This is a genomic window from Tenacibaculum agarivorans, from assembly GCF_001936575.1.
Lineage (GTDB): Bacteria > Bacteroidota > Bacteroidia > Flavobacteriales > Flavobacteriaceae > Polaribacter > Polaribacter agarivorans.
This window is the reverse complement of sequence record NZ_MSMP01000015.1, coordinates 26,046-45,183: the sequence shown is the minus strand read 5'-3', so window position 1 is coordinate 45,183 and position 19,138 is coordinate 26,046. Positions and strand designations below refer to the sequence as shown.

17 protein-coding genes are annotated in these 19,138 nt (G+C 31.1%); 15 read left to right on the top strand and 2 right to left on the bottom strand.

Annotated features, from left to right (window positions below; all coding sequences use genetic code 11):
- The first annotated feature begins 73 nt into the window (after positions 1–73).
- The 15 genes from aceB to BVC87_RS12790 all read left to right on the top strand — a co-directional run bounded on the left by aceB (position 74) and on the right by BVC87_RS12790 (position 16,632).
- Entirely contained in the window at positions 74–1,669 is a 1,596-nt protein-coding gene (gene aceB / locus BVC87_RS12860) for a malate synthase A (protein ID WP_075342793.1), read from the top strand.
- 108 nt (positions 1,670–1,777) lie between these two features.
- Positions 1,778–3,406 (top strand): isocitrate lyase, encoded by a 1,629-nt coding sequence (locus tag BVC87_RS12855; protein WP_075342792.1) that lies wholly within the window; start codon positions 1,778–1,780, stop codon positions 3,404–3,406.
- Between the two features lie 365 nt (positions 3,407–3,771).
- Entirely contained in the window at positions 3,772–5,115 is a 1,344-nt protein-coding gene (locus BVC87_RS12850) for a microtubule-binding protein (protein WP_075342791.1), read from the top strand.
- Positions 5,116–5,200: 85 nt separating this feature from the next.
- The gene (locus BVC87_RS12845; protein ID WP_075342847.1) at positions 5,201–6,250 is read left to right on the top strand and encodes a hypothetical protein; all 1,050 of its coding nucleotides are present in this window, start codon (positions 5,201–5,203) and stop codon (positions 6,248–6,250) included.
- 42 nt (positions 6,251–6,292) lie between these two features.
- A complete protein-coding gene (locus BVC87_RS12840) occupies positions 6,293–6,664 on the top strand; it encodes a four helix bundle protein (RefSeq protein WP_075342790.1) in 372 nt (123 codons plus the stop codon).
- A 67-nt stretch (positions 6,665–6,731) separates the two neighbouring features.
- On the top strand, positions 6,732–8,693 hold the full coding sequence (locus BVC87_RS12835; protein WP_075342789.1) for an AAA family ATPase: 1,962 nt from the start codon (positions 6,732–6,734) through the stop codon (positions 8,691–8,693).
- A gap of 9 nt (positions 8,694–8,702) precedes the next feature.
- Positions 8,703–9,470 (top strand): YwqG family protein, encoded by a 768-nt coding sequence (locus BVC87_RS12830; protein WP_075342788.1) that lies wholly within the window; start codon positions 8,703–8,705, stop codon positions 9,468–9,470.
- A gap of 21 nt (positions 9,471–9,491) precedes the next feature.
- Positions 9,492–10,088 carry an NUDIX domain-containing protein gene (locus tag BVC87_RS12825; RefSeq protein ID WP_075342787.1) on the top strand — a complete coding sequence of 199 codons (597 nt, stop codon included), beginning with the start codon at positions 9,492–9,494 and terminating at the stop codon, positions 10,086–10,088.
- The gene (locus BVC87_RS12820; protein WP_075342786.1) at positions 10,076–11,317 is read left to right on the top strand and encodes a DUF6638 family protein; all 1,242 of its coding nucleotides are present in this window, start codon (positions 10,076–10,078) and stop codon (positions 11,315–11,317) included. Before BVC87_RS12825 ends, BVC87_RS12820 begins: the two co-directional genes overlap by 13 nt.
- A gap of 73 nt (positions 11,318–11,390) precedes the next feature.
- Positions 11,391–11,915 carry a hypothetical protein gene (locus tag BVC87_RS12815; RefSeq protein ID WP_075342785.1) on the top strand — a complete coding sequence of 175 codons (525 nt, stop codon included), beginning with the start codon at positions 11,391–11,393 and terminating at the stop codon, positions 11,913–11,915.
- Positions 11,916–11,992: 77 nt separating this feature from the next.
- Positions 11,993–12,319, top strand: a complete 327-nt coding sequence (locus BVC87_RS12810) for a hypothetical protein (protein ID WP_075342784.1) — start codon at positions 11,993–11,995, stop codon at positions 12,317–12,319.
- 543 nt (positions 12,320–12,862) lie between these two features.
- Positions 12,863–14,569 (top strand): hypothetical protein, encoded by a 1,707-nt coding sequence (locus tag BVC87_RS12805; RefSeq protein WP_075342783.1) that lies wholly within the window; start codon positions 12,863–12,865, stop codon positions 14,567–14,569.
- Between the two features lie 148 nt (positions 14,570–14,717).
- Positions 14,718–15,101 carry a hypothetical protein gene (locus BVC87_RS12800; RefSeq protein WP_075342782.1) on the top strand — a complete coding sequence of 128 codons (384 nt, stop codon included), beginning with the start codon at positions 14,718–14,720 and terminating at the stop codon, positions 15,099–15,101.
- Positions 15,102–15,324: 223 nt separating this feature from the next.
- Entirely contained in the window at positions 15,325–16,032 is a 708-nt protein-coding gene (locus tag BVC87_RS12795) for a hypothetical protein (protein WP_075342781.1), read from the top strand.
- Positions 16,033–16,038: 6 nt separating this feature from the next.
- The gene (locus tag BVC87_RS12790; RefSeq protein WP_075342780.1) at positions 16,039–16,632 is read left to right on the top strand and encodes a hypothetical protein; all 594 of its coding nucleotides are present in this window, start codon (positions 16,039–16,041) and stop codon (positions 16,630–16,632) included.
- A gap of 47 nt (positions 16,633–16,679) precedes the next feature.
- On the opposite strand, the gene BVC87_RS12785 is transcribed toward BVC87_RS12790, so the two are convergent.
- Together BVC87_RS12785 and BVC87_RS12780 are read right to left on the bottom strand one after the other, a co-directional pair.
- A complete protein-coding gene (locus tag BVC87_RS12785) occupies positions 16,680–17,582 on the bottom strand; it encodes an EamA family transporter (protein ID WP_075342779.1) in 903 nt (300 codons plus the stop codon).
- A gap of 152 nt (positions 17,583–17,734) precedes the next feature.
- Positions 17,735–19,138, bottom strand: a complete 1,404-nt coding sequence (locus BVC87_RS12780) for a pyridoxal phosphate-dependent decarboxylase family protein (RefSeq protein WP_075342778.1) — start codon at positions 19,136–19,138, stop codon at positions 17,735–17,737.

Genomic DNA, 19,138 nt, shown 5'->3' with positions numbered 1-19,138 from the left:
AACAGCGAACGTTCGCTTGTTGTGTAAAATATTTTTTATATCATTGTAGTGTAATTGTAATTAAAGTTTAAAAATGGAAACAAAAGCAATGTTAAAAGAGATTCAATTCAGTGGATTTGAACAAGAGTCTTATCAGTCAATTTTAACGCCAGAAGCTAAAGCGTTTTTAATTGAGTTGCACACTAAATTTAATGCTAGAAGATTGGAATTGCTTAAGGAAAGGGTCAAGATGCAAGAGTATTTTGATAAAGGGAATTTTCCTTCGTTTCCTGAAGAAACTGAGGAAATAAGATCTTCGAGTTGGGTGTGTGCTCCATTACCAGAGGACTTATTAGATAGAAGGGTCGAAATTACAGGTCCAGTAGATAGAAAGATGATTATTAATGCATTGAATTCTGGAGCTAAAACATTTATGGCGGATTTTGAAGATAGTAATTCTCCTACCATTGAAAATATATTAAACGGTCAGCAAAATTTATTTGATGCTAATACGAAATCGATTTCGTTCCGTAATGAAAAGAAAAACAAAACGTATACATTAAATGATGAAGTAGCGGTTTTATTAGTACGCCCTAGAGGTTTACATTTAAATGAAAGACATTTTACTGTAGACGGAGAAGAAATGTCAGGTTCTTTGGTTGATTTTGGATTGTACTTCTTCCATAATATAAAGTGGTTGTTGTCTCAAGGTTCTGCAACATATTTCTACTTGCCAAAATTAGAGCATTACTTAGAAGCAAGATGGTGGAATGAAGTATTTGTATTCGCACAAGAATATTTAGGAGTCCCTCAAAATACTATTAAGGCAACGGTACTTATTGAAACGATTACAGCTAGTTTTCAATTGGATGAAATCATCTTTGAGTTAAGGAATCATATGGCTGGTTTAAACTGTGGTCGTTGGGATTATATTTTCTCATACATTAAAAAGTTTAGAAATCATGAAGGGTTTTTAGTACCTAATAGAGCGCAAGTAACTATGAGTTCGCCATTCATGAAAGCATATTCACAGCGAGTAGTTCAACGTTGTCATATGCGTGGTGTGCATGCAATGGGAGGTATGGCAGCTCAAATTCCTGTAAAGAATGATGAAGAAGCTAATAAAGCTGCTTATGCAAAAGTGTTTAAAGATAAGGAGCAAGAAGTGAAAAATGGTCATGATGGTACTTGGGTAGCACATCCAGCTTTGGTGCAAGTAGCTATGGATGTTTTTAATGAACATATGCCTAATGCAAATCAAATTGAAAATAAGAGAGCAGATTTACGTGTAGTAGAAGAAGATTTAGTTGAGTTGCCAGTAGGTACAGTAACTGAAAAAGGAATTCGTGAAAACATCAATGTTGGAATTTTATACATCGAAAGTTGGTTGTCAGGAAATGGTGCTGCGGCATTATATAATTTAATGGAAGATGCAGCTACTGCTGAAATTTCAAGAACTCAAGTTTGGCAATGGTTACATAAAGGTGTTCAGCTTGAAGATGGAAGAAGATTTACTTTAGAAATGTATCAAGATTTAAAAGCGGAAGAGATTGAAAAAATCAAGGAATTGGTTACGCCAACAGCTTTTGAAAGGAGAAGGTTTGAATTAGCAATTCAGTTATTTGATGATTTGGTGTTAAGTGAAGAATTCGAGGAATTCCTAACCTTACCGGCATATCAATACATATAATTTCAATAGGTTGAAAACCCATTGAATCAAAAAAGCCCCGATTAATGCGGCAACATTAACAAGGGCATAATTAAAAATTTTACACAACTTTTAAAGTCATACAAAAATATGAAAAATTTAGCACAAGCAAGTTATGGTTCAGCGTTAGAAACTGTAAGAGAATTAAAACAAAAGTATGGAAATACATGGAGTGCTATTAGTCCAGAAAGTGCTGCAAGAATGGCAACTCAAAATCGTTTCAAAACAGGTTTAGATATTGCAAAATATACCGCAGCTATTATGAGAAAAGATATGGATGAGTATGATGCAGATCCAGCGAATTATACACAATCTTTAGGGTGTTGGCATGGGTTTGTGGCACAACAAAAAATGATCTCAGTTAAAAAACACTATAAAACAACAAATAAAAGATATTTATACTTATCAGGTTGGATGGTAGCAGCGTTGCGTTCAGAGTTTGGACCGTTACCAGATCAGTCTATGCATGAAAAAACTGCAGTACCTAGTCTCATTGCAGAGATTTATGATTTCTTACGTCAAGCTGATGCGATTGAATTGAATGATTTATTCAGAAGATTAGAGAATGGTGAAGATGTACAGGATCAAATAGATAATTTTGAAACGCATGTGGTGCCAATTATAGCGGATATAGATGCTGGGTTTGGTAATGAAGAAGCTACGTACTTATTAGCTAAAAAAATGATTCAAGCTGGTGCATGTGCAATTCAAATTGAAAATCAAGTATCAGATGCAAAACAATGTGGGCATCAAGATGGCAAGGTAACTGTACCACATGAAGATTTTGTAGCAAAATTAAATGCTGTTCGTTATGCATTTTTAGAATTAGGAGTAGAAGAAGGAGTAATTGTTGCTAGAACTGATTCTGAAGGGGCAGGATTAACACAAAAATTACCAGTAAGTCAAGAGCCTGGAGATTTAGCTTCTCAATATTTAGATTTTGTTGAGTGTGAAGAGGTTTCAATAGATGAAGTTTCCAACAATGAAGTATTATTAAAGAGAGATGGAAAGTTAGTTCGTCCTGTACGTTTACCAAATGGATTATATAGATTCAGAGAAGGAACTAATATTGATAGAGTTGTGTTAGACTGTGTAACAAGTTTGCAAAATGGAGCAGATTTATTATGGATTGAAACGCCAACACCACACGTAGGGCAGATTGCAGCTATGGTAAATAGAGTAAGAGAAGTTGTACCAAACGCGAAGTTAGTGTATAATAACTCTCCATCGTTTAACTGGACATTAAACTTCCGTACACAAGTGTACGATGCAATGGTGGAAGCTGGTGAAGATGTTTCTGCTTATGATAGAGCAAACTTAATGGATGTAGCTTATGATGGAACTGAATTATCTAATCGTGCTGATGAAAAAATCAGAACTTTCCAAGTAGATGGGGCTAGAGAAGCTGGTATTTTCCACCACTTAATTACACTGCCAACCTATCATACAACAGCCTTACATATGAATGATTTAACTGAAGGTTACTTTGGTGAAGAAGGAATGTTAGCATATGTAAGAGGAGTACAACGACAAGAGATAAGAAAAGGTGTATCATGTGTAAAACACCAAAGAATGGCAGGATCTGATTTAGGAGATGATCATAAAACATTCTTCTCAGGAGATAATGCACTTAAAGCAGGTGGAACTAAGAATACATCAAATCAATTTGAAGTAAAAAGCGAAGAAGCAGTATTAGAAGAGGCTTCGGTAAACGCTTAAAAAAGAACACTGAGACTTTCGTAAGTTTTAGCGAGTTGTTTGTTTACATAAATTTCTAGTTTGAAGTGAAAAGCTACTTATTCAGTTAAGTAGCTTTTTTTATTGTTTTAAATCATTGCTAGTGATACCTATTATTTGTTATTGCGAACGGACCCTGAGTTTATCGAAGGGAAAGTGAAGTAGTCAAGATTCAATTTATTTCAATCCTAGTTTTGATATTTTTTCTAAAAAGTTTTTTTGAAGAGTAATGTGTAACATTTTAAGGGGAATACATACATATAATTGTTGAATAATTATTGTAACTAATTTTTTTTAACGAAATTGCTGACTTTAAAAATTGTACAACTAAAAAAAACTTATAGAAAATGTCTGACGATTTTGATTTACTAGAAACAAGCTCAAATGAGAGAACTGAAAAAGTAGATGTAAACTGGGGGAAAGCCATAGATACTATGAAATCTAAATTGGCCCAAGAAGATGATCCACAAACTCGACAAAAAATATTGAATGCAACATTGGATGATGTTGTAGATATGGCAGAAAAAGATAGAACTACTTTATTGGATGCTATCAAAGATCTGACAGATTATCAAGACGAAGTAGGTATTATTTTTGAAAAATTCTCTTCATTAAATGCTGAAGAGCAAAAAATTATAGATGATGCTCAAAAAGCATTAGAAAGAGCAAGAATTGAATTAGAAGATGCTCAAAATAAGCCAGATACTTGGTGGAATAACCTTTGGGGAAGAAAAAGTAAAATCCAAAAGGCTGAAGAAGAGTTAAAACAGGCAGAGAAAACTCGTAGTAGTGCTGATAATAAAGCAAAAGCAAAATTTCAAGAACGTATTGAAAGCGCTGATGTTCAAACGTTATTAAGTGAATTGTCATATAAATCTCAAGCGGCAGTTACACGTTTAAAGAATAGAGAAGTAGAAATTAAGGAGGTTGAAGAAAAATTACAGTCTGCTATTGTTGAAGCTTCTAAAAATCATACCAAAGCGTTAGAAAAGAAAAATGAAATTGAAGCGCAATTAGAAGAGCAATATGCATTATTAAAACAAGCGCGTCAAGAATTAGAAGAAATAGCAGATAAGCAATCTACAGAATATTCTGAAGCTATAGGTAAAGTAACTACATTAGAGCAAAAAGTAGAAGAGTTAGAAGGTTTAAAGAATGCATACACAACGCTAGCAGCAAGTAAAGATAGTTTTGTGCACAAACATAATTTAACGATCAAAGTATTAACATCCTTACGTAGTAACTTACAAACGCATAGAGCAAAATTAAAGTCGGATACAGAAGAGCGTTTAAAGTATTATGACGGATATGTAGTAGCATTAAAAGCTAGAACAGATCAGGAGTTTGCTGCTATTTTAGAACATTTAGGTGTTAAAACAGATGAACATATTGGAGAAACTTTAGCAGCGATGCATACAGCAAGTGCTAAAGCACGTCAAGAAATGATGGATAATATTCCAGTTCATGAAAAAGTAATGCAAGGGGTGTACAGTTCTTATGCTGAAGCATTACAAGAAATTAGAGAAAAAGACTCTGAAATTCAACAAAATTTTGCAGACCGTTATGGTATCGATATGAAGGAGTTATTTGAAGATTATTATAAAGCTGACGGAAGTACACCTTCTGGAGGTGGAGATGAGCCTTCAAATGATCCAGAACCAGAAACCAACGACGACGACTTATTATCTTAATAAATTAGTATTCAGTTAGCAGTTTTCAGTATACAGTTTTTCTGAAGACTGCAAACTAAAATGCTGTAAAACTGTGAACTTAAATATGATTGTAACTCCTTTAGATTCTGCCACGTTGGATTCAAAAGATCAATATGTGTTTTATCATAAAATGTTAGATTTTGTGTTAAAAGAATTATTGGTCAACATACAACGTCAGAATTTATGTAGTCAACAAGAATTGATAATCTTCAAACAATATTCAGATTTATTTTTATATTCAATTGAAGCCATGCGTATTAAATATATGTATGATGAAGAAGAAAACATGAAAATTGATCTTACAGATTCTGGATTTCCAAATTATTTAGAATTCAGGTATTTACATAATGATTTAGAATTGAGAAATGAATATTTAGATAAGCTTGAAAGTGTAGATGATATTAAAGAAGAATTTTTAGATACATTACTTAGAAAAAAGCAAACCATAAAAAGAAGAAGATTATTTCAAGCGGCTTCAACAGTATATTACAATTCCGTAAACCCCAAATACATTTTCAAAAAATTTGTACAAGGTAAGGTGATAAATGCGCCTGAAAATAGTCCAGCTAAATACATTACAAGCTGGAGTTTTTATGATGTCTCAGACAACAGACCTTACATATGTTTTATGTATTTCGATTATGAAGGTAAAAAATCAAGCGATTTTAAAGAAGATTTATATAAAGTTTTACAAGAAACAGCAGATAGAAAAATGCCATTAGATACCATGGCTTACAATATCGATAGAAAATTACCAGATATTCATCCTAAATATATAAAACGATTAGACTTAGGACCTTTACATAATGTTTTTGCTAAAGATGAAAATGAGATCACACATGCGATCTTATCAGGAATAGCTAAAAAGGAAATTCCTTTAGAATCGTATGCCTTATCATTTAAAACAGCTGAAGTATTTTCTGGAAGTTCCTTTAGAGAAGGAAATTTTTTCTCTAAACAAACCTATCAAAAGTGGAATGCAGTAGAACTAAGAAAATATGTTTTCGCACCCCATAGAATTATCCAGCTATTACATAACAAAACACCAGAAATTCTAAATAAATTAGCTAAAGAACCTATTCAAACATCTGACCTGAAAATTAGTTTACAGTAAACAGTTTTCAGTAGGCAGTAAAAATAAAAAGAGAAAAAGAAAATGAGTTATAAAACATTATTAGCTTATCAAAAAAGTTTTGATTTAGCTATGGAAATTTTTCACCTAACTAAAAAATTTCCTAAATCTGAGAAGTTTAGTTTAAGTTCTCAAATCATACGATCTAGTAGAGCTGTTTGTTCTGCAATAACAGAAGGATATAGAAAAAGACAGTATGTAAAGCATTTTAAAAGCAAGTTGTCTGATGCTGATAGTGAAAACTCAGAAACTCAACTTTGGCTGGATTTTGCTTTAGCTTGCGAATATATTTCAAAAGAGAGAAAAAGAACATTAGAAAGTAAGTGTGAAGAAATAGGGAAACTGATTAACTATATGATGTTTAACCCTGAAAAATTTGGAGTAAAGAAACAATAAACATTCAATAAACAGTAAAAATAAGTAGAACTGTTTACTACAAACTGAAAACTGCTAACTAAAAAATATGGAACATAATTCAACATTCCCAATTAAGAAAAACGAATTAGATGTACTTCGTGATGAAGCAAGTGGATATTTAAAAAGTATCCAATGGGAACAAAGTCAAAGAGCGAAGAGTAAAGATAAAGATGAAAAAGATGAATCAATCCTATTATTCTTATCAAGAGCAAAAGGAGGAAGTGGAGGAGCAGAAATCACTTCTGTATCCAAAACAATATTAGCACTCAAAAAGAGATTGTTACCAGATTCAATTGCAATTCCAGTATTCTTAAATCAAACATTATTTGCAGTACAAGAAGGAATTACACTAGGAATTTGGATTAAAGATAGCTATACAGATGCTTCAGGGTTATCAAGTTTAGCAGAACGAAAATCAGCATTAGATACTAGTGGTAAAAGAGAGTTTGAAAGTAAAATGCAAACCGCAACTGCCTTTCAATTATTTGCCACAGCATATAAAATTTTACACGATTTAAAGCCTCATGCTTCTGATGATTTATCAGTAATGAAACAAAAATTTGCTGGAATACCTGAAGTATCTTTTATGACACCATTGAAAGGAATTTCTTGTTGTTTGTTTTATTATGAAAAATACCTATCACATCCAGATATCATAAAATCTGATAAAGATGTTATTGATTTTACAGTAGTATATTTTGAAGCTTTAATTGATGAAATTAACCTTAGAAAAGGAAGTCTTGAGTATACAGAAACCATTACAGATAGAACGTACAAGTTAGAAAACTCTGACTTTGCTGTTTCAGGATGGGAAAATACATTTAGCGGAACAGCAAAAAGTGTAGAGTTTAATAAAATTCAGTTTGAGCAAATTGTAGGAAATAAAGATGCTAAGCACTTTTCACGCCGTTTAACAGAACGAATGTTGAGCTACGATTTTGAAGCACAAAAAAACCCATTTCAAGAATTAGGAGGGTTTATGCCAGTATTCATGGGATATGGAATTCCAGGAACAGGAAAAAGTATGTTAATTGCAGCTATTGCTACACGATTAAAAGAACATTGTGATAATTTAGATATTCCTTTCTTATTTCACCCAATGCCAGATACATTGATTTCCACTTTTCAAGGAGGATCAGCTGAAAAAATGGTGGAGTGGATGAAACCGATGCAAGATCCAACAAAATTAATTTTTGCACCAATTGACGATGCTGAAAATAATTTACAAGAACGTACAGCACAAGGAGTTTCTGCAGGAGTAAAAGAAGTAATTGGAGTATTCTTACGTTATACAGAGGGAGCATATGCAGTAAATTACGGAAATAGTTCTATTGGGTTATTTACCAATTTACCAGAGATGTTGGATAAAGCGGTAATTTCTCGTGTACAAGGTAGATTTAAAATTGATGGAGCAAGAACGGAGAACGATTTCTTAGATCAAGATCATATATGGTGGCGTAAATTAGAAAAAACAATGCCTGATTTTGTGAATATGTCAGGACCTTCAAACTATGATTATTTAGCAGATCAAGGATTTGTGAAAAATATGGGGGCTGTACTAGATAGTATAGAAAAGCCAACAGAACAACGTGTACATGAAGTATATGATAAGGTAGAGCAGCAGTTTAAGACTGACGAACATATGTTCTTTGCAAGTTTATACAAAGAAATTCAAAAGGTATTTCCATTTTTCTCTTCAAGAGATGTACGTAATATTCAATCGGCAATTTCATTACGTTTAACAGATTTTGATTTAGAAGAAGATTGGTTTGAAAATCCTGAAATTTATTTCAAAAAGGATTATGAAACGAAATTCAATATGCTGCAAGAGTTAATGAAAGCCAATATGAAAGGATTGAATTTCTCTGAAATCAGAAGACAAGAAGTAGTACGTTATTTAGACAACGTAGCTACCATTGCAGATACTGATTTCAAACGTAAAGTTGATGCTCGTATCAATCAAATGAATATTGAAGTAAAAGCCAGAGAAGAGTTCGAAAAACGTTAATTTAAAAATATGATTCCTGATTTTCTGAAAAAATATGAATCTGAGCTTAAAAAATACGAACGAGAGTTTGTAAAAATAATAGTAACACCTATACAAGAAAATATACTTGAGGATAGTTTAGGAATACAAGAAAGTAAGTTTTTAGGAAAACCATTTTTTCCTTTAAACAAAGAATATCCAAAAGACCTGAACAATAAACCTATGATTTTAATTGCTCAGTTGAATTTTGAGGAAATTCCTAAGTTAGAACATTATCCCAAAGAAGGAATTTTACAGCTATTCTTATCTTCTGATGATTGGTATGATGATGATTATAAAATTGTATATCATACCAAAGAAGAATTAAATAAATCTAGAATTGAAGATTTTTCTTTTCTTACGGAAAAAGATTATGATGATTCTCCCGTGTATATGGTACACAGTTTATCATTTGAGAAATCTATAGACAAAGGATGTTCTGAAGATTCTCAGTTCGATTTTCAATTTGACGGTTTAGGCTATTGGGAATTTGTAGAAAGTCTTGAAGGAGATAAAGAAGAGGAGATGGATGATTATTTTGATGCTAGAATTCATAAAATTGGTGGATATGCAGACTTTACGCAATCAGACCCTAGAAATTATGAAGAAGGAAAATCAAATGATGTTCAACTATTGCAAATAGCTGTTGATGATGAAATCATGTTTGGAGATAGTGGAGTTGGACATATTTTTATAGACAGAGAAAATTTGAAAAATAAAGATTTTTCAAAAGCCTATTTTTATTGGGATTGTTGTTGATTAATAGTATTGACATTAAAAATGAAAAACAGATTAAAAAATGTTGTGCAAACTATTTTGTCTAAAGAATGGGCAACATTACATAGAATAGATTACGACTTCTTGTTTAAAGATGGAACTTGGAAAAGACTATCTAGAGAAAGTTATGATAGAGGTAGTGGAACCTGTATTTTGTTATATAATACAAAGAAAAACTCGGTTATTTTGACTAAACAGTTTAGAATGGCTATTTATGATGAAAATACACCAGAGGACGCAATGTCTATAGAAGTTTGTGCAGGATCTATCGATGCTAATGAAAATCCTAAAGATTGCGTAATTAGAGAAGTAAAAGAAGAAGTAGGCTATGAAATAAAAGAGGTGAAACAAGTTTTTGAATCGTATATATCTCCAGGAGCGACTACAGAAAAATCATTCATGTATATTGCAGAATATTCTGATGATATGAAAATCAATGATGGAGGTGGAGTAGAGGAAGAAGGTGAAGAAATAGAAGTATTGGAGTTACTTTTTCCAAAAGTACTTCAGATGATCGAAAATCAAGAAATAAAAGATGCGAGAACAACCATGTTAATACAATATGCCCAAATTCATAAGTTATTGGAATGCAAAAACTAAAAGAAGCAGATTTATATAAAGGAGAATTAATTTCTATAAGCGGAAAACTTGTAGAGCGTTATAATAAATGTTTAGTAAAATTAGGTTTTACAGAAACTAAGTTAACTTCTTTTTTTATTGATGGAATTGGTTGGAGTCCTGAAGTAGCTGAAGAAAAAGGAGAAACTCATTATTTAAATAATGGAGAAGCAAATCCACATTGTATTATAATTACTCCACTTCAAAAAGGATTACCAGTGTACAATCCCTACCATTCGTTTGATAGGGAGTTAATGAAAATGGTATTTAAAACACATCAGCATAATATCGAAAATATTACTAGAGATTCTGCTATTTGTGTAGATTTTGATCAAAAAATAGATGTGTTTTATGAGCCTTTAGATGTATTAAAATATAAAGATGTCATTGTACGATTTCATTTGGCTGACGATTTAGATCAGGCTCGAAAAGATCAATTAGCATTGATAGAAGCATTTAATAAGGATAATAATTTTATTGATGAAGATTTACATCAAAAACTATTAGATTCTGCAAATCAATATGGTGATTTAAGAGAACGAGTTGTAGAGTTAAAAAATATAGTATATAATGTAGAATCGTTTCACACAGAAGCTTTCGGAGGTATTTTTGTGATTAAAAGTTTCTTATCACCAATTCTAGTATTTCAAGATATTGATGCTTATAAAGAAGCAATAAAAGATACTTCTAATGATGTGTTGATGTATCATATCGCTCACGATGAATTAATCGATAAACTACGTTCTCATTTAATTATTGAATTCGATATGAATTCTAAAATTACGCAAAAGCGTCATGAACGTATAAAGAAGTTTTTACTTTCGGAAGAATTAGAAGAAAAGAATCATCCTGTAGACAAAATTTTAGACGACCCTGTATTGTTTAAAAGTTACTTGAACAGAATAGATTTGAATGCTCGAAAAAAAGTAATGAGTATTGATCGATATCTAGAAAAAAAGGAATCAGGGACTTTTGTTAAAATAGAAGATATTGTAGATGAAGAAGTATATGTAGCTTTACATAATCCGCATTCATCATTAAAACCAAATGAACAAGATCTAATTTGGAAACTTTTAGTAAGTATTTCAGCTAAAGATGTTTTGTTTTTATATTGGTATGATAAAGAAGAGTTTTATAAACAGTATAAAACATGGGACGATGACATGAGAGACTGGGTAATTAAGACAATACAAGGAGCACTGAAAAATTAATAGTTTTCAGTTTACAGTAGGCAGTATACAGATTACTGCCAACTGAGGACTGAACACTTAAAACTAAAAAAATATGACACTAGAACTAATTTTATTTGTAGCAGCCATTTTATTCGGACTAATTTGGTACTGGAGAGAATCTAAGGGAAATAGTTTGTATCGTTTCTTTGATAAGTTAATGAATTCAAAAGAATTACAAATGAAAGCTGCGGATACTAAAGGCTTTGTATATAACCAACCTTTTGTATTACGATTGGTATTTGTTTCCGTATTATTTTTAGTCGCTATTGTAATCATACGATTTTTAATTCCTATTGATTTTGCAACTATTTCAGCATTTGCATCTATGATTGTAGGTACATTAATTGGAACATATATAGCAGGTGGAATATTTAAGTCGTCGGAAATTATTGATGAACATACAGATTCTATTGGAGATTTAGTACAAAATACTATTGAGAAAGGAAAAGATTTTATTGAAGATTTAAAATCTGAAGAAAAAGAAGAGGTGAAAGAAGAAATAAAAAGCACAAAAGAACAACCTGAAGAAGAGAAAAAGAGCGCAAGAGAACGATTAAAAGATAAAGGGTATTTGTAGATTTAAAGCCTGAAGCCTAAAGCCCGAAGCCCGAATCACGGAGTTGGAGGTGAAGTGATCAATAAATCTGATGTAAAATGAAAAAGATATATTATTTGATTTTCTGTTTTTTTAGTGTTTTTCTTTTTTCTCAAGAAAGATTATACGAAAATGAAGTGTACGAGGACGAAAATGGAATAGTAAGAAAAGAATCTAACAATGAGATATTTTCCGGGTATACCGAAAAAGTTAGAAGAAATGGTCATTTAGTTCGTGAGTCAAAATATGATAAAGGAGTTTTAAAATTTGTAAATATATATTTTAATGGAAAAGGGAAGGCTATTTCAAATAAATACATATATGGATATTACGATGGAGTTTTTTTATCAAAAGAGATAAAATACGGGTTACCTAAAAATAATTAGAAAGAGATAGTATACTATGATAAAAATGAAATAAAAAAATTAGTAGAGAAATATAGTTTAGGTAAACTAATTTATAGTTGTGAGTATAAAGGAAAGAAAAAACATGGAGAAGAATTTTGTTATTCTTGTGATAAAGAAGTAACAAAAAACTATTATACAAACGGAAAAAAAATAAAGAAATAGAATTTAGTTAAAGGTAAAATGTCAGATCGAGAAACCATTTAAACACTTTAAAAAATTGATAAAATGACGTATTACTAACAAAACGACCTATTGATAAGAATTTTTAAAAATCAAGGCAGCAGGGTTGGGTGAAAGATGAAAAGCTGTTTGAGCGATAGCGAGTTCTTTTCATCTGTGGTTGGATATGCTGTAGTATTTTTAAATTCTTATCATTCCAGTCTTGATTTTTGCTCCTTTGTATCAAGACAAAGGAGAGGGAATTATTAATTTATGTATTATTAAAATATCTTATTTTTATCACATTGCAAAAGACGTCAATAATAGTACAATCTAAATCTCAACATCAAAAAATCAAATAAAATGATAAAAAACTATTGGAATAAAGGAGCTAAACAAAAGTTCGTAGTTATATTTTGGAGTATTGTCCTATTAGTGATTTTATTTACACTAAGAGATGATATTCAACCAGCATTGCTTTACATCAGAAAATACTTTTTTATAATTCTATTATCATGTACAGTACTGTTTTTAGGAATTCGAAAGTTTAGAAGAACATCAGGAGCAGGCTACAGAATAGTTACTTTATTAGGAATGTTGTTATTCTTTGGCGTATTATATGTTGCAGGTTGGCACTATAAAATGTACGATTATGTAAAAACATATAATGTGTTCAACGATTTAAATAAAATTGAAATTAGTGAATTACCTCTAACTCAAAATGAACGAATTCAACCCTTAATGAATATTTTTTCAATGGCAAACGAATCAGTAGGAGAAACTAAAGATGTATCCTTACCTCACTTGGTTCGTATAGATTCTATTAATAAATGGACAATGGCCATACAACCGACAGAAAAATACGCATGGCAAGGTATGACAGACAATACTGAGGAGGTTTTTGCGGTATCTAGTACTACACCTTTTCCAAGATTTTCAAGTGAGAATAGAATTCCAGTTACCTTTTCTATAGGGGAATCATTAAAGTTTAGTAGAAACACTTACAATGCAGTAGTACAACGTTTCAATATTTTCCAATTATTTACCATGGAACCAAGCGATACTTACTATATGAAAAATGATAAAGGAGCTTGGGTACAAGTGGTCAGTTTAATTAAATGGAAAGGATTTTTCTTTCCTTATCCAAGTTTTGGAGGGGTGATGGTGATTGAAAATGGTGCTCACGACTTTAACGATTATCTTGAGCGTATTTTCTTTGGAAAGGGAACTTATATTTCACCAAAAGAGATGCGAAATTATCCATATTTAACACGTCAGAATACATTGGCTGAAAAAGTATCTCGATTACAAGCAGAGTCGTTAAAGTTTTTAGGAGGATTTAGTGATCCTTTACCGTGGAATATGAAAACTGCAGTGAAAATACCAGATTTACCCGACGATCAAAATCAACAACCTTTTGTAACAGATTTCAATTTTTCAGATACAAGTTTAGATGCGTATAGTGGATTATATCACTGGTTTGGATTAGAACCTGTAGGAGATGAGCGTACTAGTTTAACTTTTAGTGTTTTTATACCTGCTGATGGAACGGATAAATTATATTATTACGATCACGCATCTAAAAAGCAAGGATATGCTGGAGTTTCGGCAATGCCTTTAAAAGTAATTGAATCAAGAAAAGAATTTGATTGGTCGGTAAACAAACCTGTAGAGTTTAGACCTTACATTAAAAATATTGCAGGTAGAAAGCGTATGTTTTTCTTAGGAACTATTTCTGCTGTACGTGATGAATCAAGTAATTTTGATGGCTCTGCTACGCCAGACTTAGCGCTAATTGATAGTGAATATAGAGATGTAGTTTGGATAGATGCAAAACACCCAAGTAAATGGGATGTAAATGTATTTGAGCAGCTAGGAGAAGCTTGGAAAGAAAGTGAAAGGTCTAACGATTATTTTAAGATCAACAACAATTTATTTGAAGAGCAAAGTAAAGTGCAGTTAGATTCGATGAAAACTATGCTAAATGAACAGAAAAATAAAATAGAGATAGATAAACTTCAAAAACAAATAGATTCGATAAAAGCATTGGGAGAGAAGAAAGGAATGTAGTAATTTATCAATGTGCAAATTTGATAATGAAGTTTATATGGAGATTGAGCTTGTCGAAATCGAAGGTGATTATTATGTATAATTTGCTTTTTTCAAAATGAATTTGTACACAAAGATTTTAACTTCGAGATATTATTATTTATCAAATATGAGTTGGTTATCTCCAACTTGGTCAGCATTAAGCCATACTTCAATATTACATGCTGTCAATATCTTTCTAATTACATTACAATTAGATTTTAACATACAAAATATTGAAGAAACAATACTAAATACAAGTGTAATAGCACTAGCTATAGTATTAATAGGAGTTCATTATGTTTTAATAGTAAAGAAAAAATCATTTCCCGAAAGATTACAAAGTATAAAAGAGAGCACATTTAAGCAGTATGATTTTATACATTTAATATATGAATTGTCTACCATAGCTTTTTACTGTTCAGCATATAAAATTGCTTGGATAAATTTCTTTTATATATGTGCTGGTTTGATAGTTTTATTTGTATTTCGTCATTTTTCCTTTTCAAAATAGCGTAAAAAGAACTGTTTGAATAACTTTTTAACTGGATGTCGTTTTTTTACAATTGCACCTAATTTTTAGAAGGCATATTTGTAATGTAAAAATATATAAAATGGAAAAAACGATATTAGTTCATTTAGAAATTCAAAAAGAAAGCATTCTAAAGAATTTATAGATACTTTTCTAATTCTTGGAACATTTTTTGATACGTGTTTTTTGAATGTGAAAAAATGTTATGAATAAGAAATTATTACTGCTGGGGTTTATATTGTTTGTTTCAATTATAATAAATCTATTTTATTTTTATAATGCTACTAATAAGGTAAGTGCAGAGCCCTATTGGCACCCTTTTCACTTAAATTCACATCTAACTTTAAAATCATTAGTTAAAAATGGTTACAAGTTTGAAAGTATGCCCTGTGGTCAAGTTCAATATGCCAAACAATTAGGAGACACAGTAATTCAATATGAGGTTCTTATTGATTGTAAAAAATATAAAGGAAAGTATATTCCTTCATATGTTAATGGTATAGAGGAAGATTATGAATATGATCTAGATAATACAAAAGAAAAGAATCCCTATTATCCATTTAATATTAATGAAATATCTGGTTGCTATGAATCTATTCATTGGAGAGTTTTTTATGTCAATTTTGGAGAAACCTTAGATGTTGACAAAATTAAAAATTTCATATACGAAAAAGGGGGAATAATAGTAACAGAAGAATTGGATGGAAGAGAAGGATGGTCTGGGGTAGTTTACAATAGAGAAGATGATTTATACTTTGTATGTAATGTTAATAAAGATTTCTTTTGGAATAACGAGAAAAAGAAAACATGGGTTTTTAGCATTATCCGGAGCATACCTTTTCTAGATCAAAAACAGAAACAAAAAAAAGTTGAATATAGAAATAAGAGAGATCGTTATTATGATAATGAATAATGTAATATGAAAAAGAGAAAAAATTATAACCCAAAAGTGAGTGTTTTTTTTCCAATACTAACTTTTACATGTGTTGGTGTTTTATTTATATTTTCTAACTATTACACACCTAAATGGAATTTTAAGTGGGAAGGAATTCGAAAAGAAGTTAAAGATTCAATAGTTAAGTTTGATAAATATGGTATGCTTAGTTATACTGATGTAGATCAAATTAAAAGACAAAGATGGGTATTAAACAATTTGACTTCATTTGAGTATAATAAGTTATTATATTATCCAAGTGGAGAAGTACAAGCCATGTGTTACGCAGGATTAATGAAAAATTCCACATTGGATAAATATCATCTTTTTAAAAAATCTTTAAATGATACTTTAACCTTTGTAACTGTGAATTCAGGGTGCTTTATTAATGAATTTATGATCTCTGATTATGTAATCAATCAGATAACAAATTTATCTGGTAACTATCCACCTATATTTAATAGAAAGATCGAATATAATTTAACATTAGAAGAAAGAAATGAGATATTGAATCTGTACAAAGAAAGAAAAATAAAAGAAGACTATTACAAAGAAGAATTTCATAAAAGTATTAGATAACACTTCTTTTAAGATTGAATAAAATTTAACTTTTTAAATTTATAAAACTAATTAGAATACAAAATCAACAATACTCCAATCATAATCCCAGCTAGAGGTAAGAGCTTTTTACGTTTATTCTTTTCTTTAAATACAATACCACCTATAACTACAGCAATAATGAGTTGACTTCTTTTAATAGCGGATAATAACATAATCATAGCCTCAGGATCTTGTAAAGCTTTAAAATAAAAGTAATCTGCAGTTTGTAATAAAATTCCTACCGCAGGAATAGACCAACGCCATGTAAAAGCTTTTCTTTTTTCTAGTTTAGGAAACCAAATAATACTTAAAATGATCAGCAGAATAACAATACAATAAAAACAAAACCAAAACTGAAGTGTTTGTGGATTCAAATGTATTTTTTGAATTAAAAATTTATCATATAATCCGCTAGAAGCCCCTAAAAAAGTAGCACCAATAATTGCATAAATCCATTTGTTACTTTTAAAAATAATACCTTCTTTTTTTCCTACTTGAGAGTATAAATAGACAGAGAAAATTATCAAGAAAAAACCGATCCACTGATACAAATTAGGACGTTCTTGATAAATAAAAAGAGCGCCTAAAAAAGTGAAAAATGGTCCTCCTGAACGTATAGGAGCTACTATGGTTAAAGGTAGGTGTTTTAAGGCTTGGTATGCTAATATCCAAGAAGAGCACATAATCATGGATTTTATAAAGATATATCCATGTTTTTCTAAAGGAATATCTTGAATTAAAAATCCCGCTTGTAGCGTTTGTTCAGGAAAGAAGTGCGTACCTATATAAAAAGGTAATAAAACCAAAAGTCCACTGATGAGCGTACCTAAAAGTACAGGATATACTTCATTATTTTGAACCGCATGTTTTTTACATAAATTATGTAAACCTAAAAATAAAGCCGCCAAAAGTCCTAAATACATCCACATTAGCATTCAATTTAAAAATGAAAACCGCAAAACTAGGCATAAATTTATTTCTAGTTGTAATCTAGATGTAAAATGATTGTTGTGTAATAAAAAAGAATAATCTTTTTAAGAAATTAGAGCAATTCATAGTGCTAAAAATTATCTTAAAGTACCTAATCAGTAACAGCTAATTCTATAGCTAAAGCTTTTTGAAATGAGCGTATCGCTATATCTACGTCCTCCTCTGTAGTTGCCCAAGAACAGAAACTAACGCGCATTACTTTTCTGCCAAACCATGCTGAACCACCTAACCAACAATCACGAAGCTCTTGAATTCTTTTAAGTGTACTTTCTGTTAAAGTATCAGTTTCACAACGTACTATAACTTGATTAAATACTACATCATTTTCAACGTAAAATCCATCTACAACACTAATCTTATCAGTAAATAACCTAGCTCTTTGGTGTAGTGTATATACAAGTTCATCAATACCTTTTTTTCCAAGGTATTTTAACGTTGCCCAAAGTTCTATAACTCTAGCTCTTCTCGACATTTCAGGGGTATATAACATACCATCTCTTTGTTCACTATGAATAATATAGCTCCCAGACATATGTAAGGCAGAAACCAGTGCCGCTCTATTAGCACAAAGAATAATTCCACTATCATAAGGAGTATTCAGTGTTTTATGTGCATCCACAGCCCAAGAATCAGCCAATTCCATTCTTTGGGTTAGATAGTTTAATTTTTCAGTTGCTGCAGCCCATAAACCAAAAGCCCCATCTATATGTACCCAAGTACCAGCTTTTTTTGCTTTTTTACATAGTTGTTCAAAATTGTCAAAAGCACCACTATTAACATTCCCTGCTTGTAGTATAAGTATAGTGTTTTGATCTAATTCAGGTACTAATTCAGTATTTATTCTACCTTGATCATCGACATCGACCCATTCAATATTTTCTTTTCCTAAGCCTAAAATACTAATAGCTTTTACTACTGTAGAATGTGCGTGTTTTCCTGTTATGATTCTAATTTCTGGAGCATTTCTTAACCCCTTTTCATTAATATCCCAATTGTTCTTTTTTAAGATGTGATATCTAGCTGCTGCTAAACCACATAAATTAGCTGTAGATGTACCGCTTACAAAACCAGCACAAGTGTCTTTTGGTAAATTAAAAAGATCAACGAGCCATTTTTCTACTACAGATTCTAATTTACAACCAATAGGAGATAGTACATGCATAGCAGGAGCTTGATCCCAAAAAGTAGCTAAGTTTTTTGCTGCTATTCCTATGGGAGTTACACTACTCGCTACAAAACCAAAATATCGTCCACCTAAAGTAGCAGTCGTCGCTGGACTTCCGTATTGATGTAATTGATCTATAACATCTTTAGGGTTTGTTGAATCGACTGAAAGTTCCTCATCAAATTGTGTCAAATTCAATAAAGCTTCTTCACTGGGGTATACATTTCTATTAAAAATAGTTTCTAAATATGCTAAACCATTATCTAAAGCTTGTTTAAAAATTTCTTTTTGTTCAAGCTCACTATACATTTTTTCTTGAAGTGTACTCAT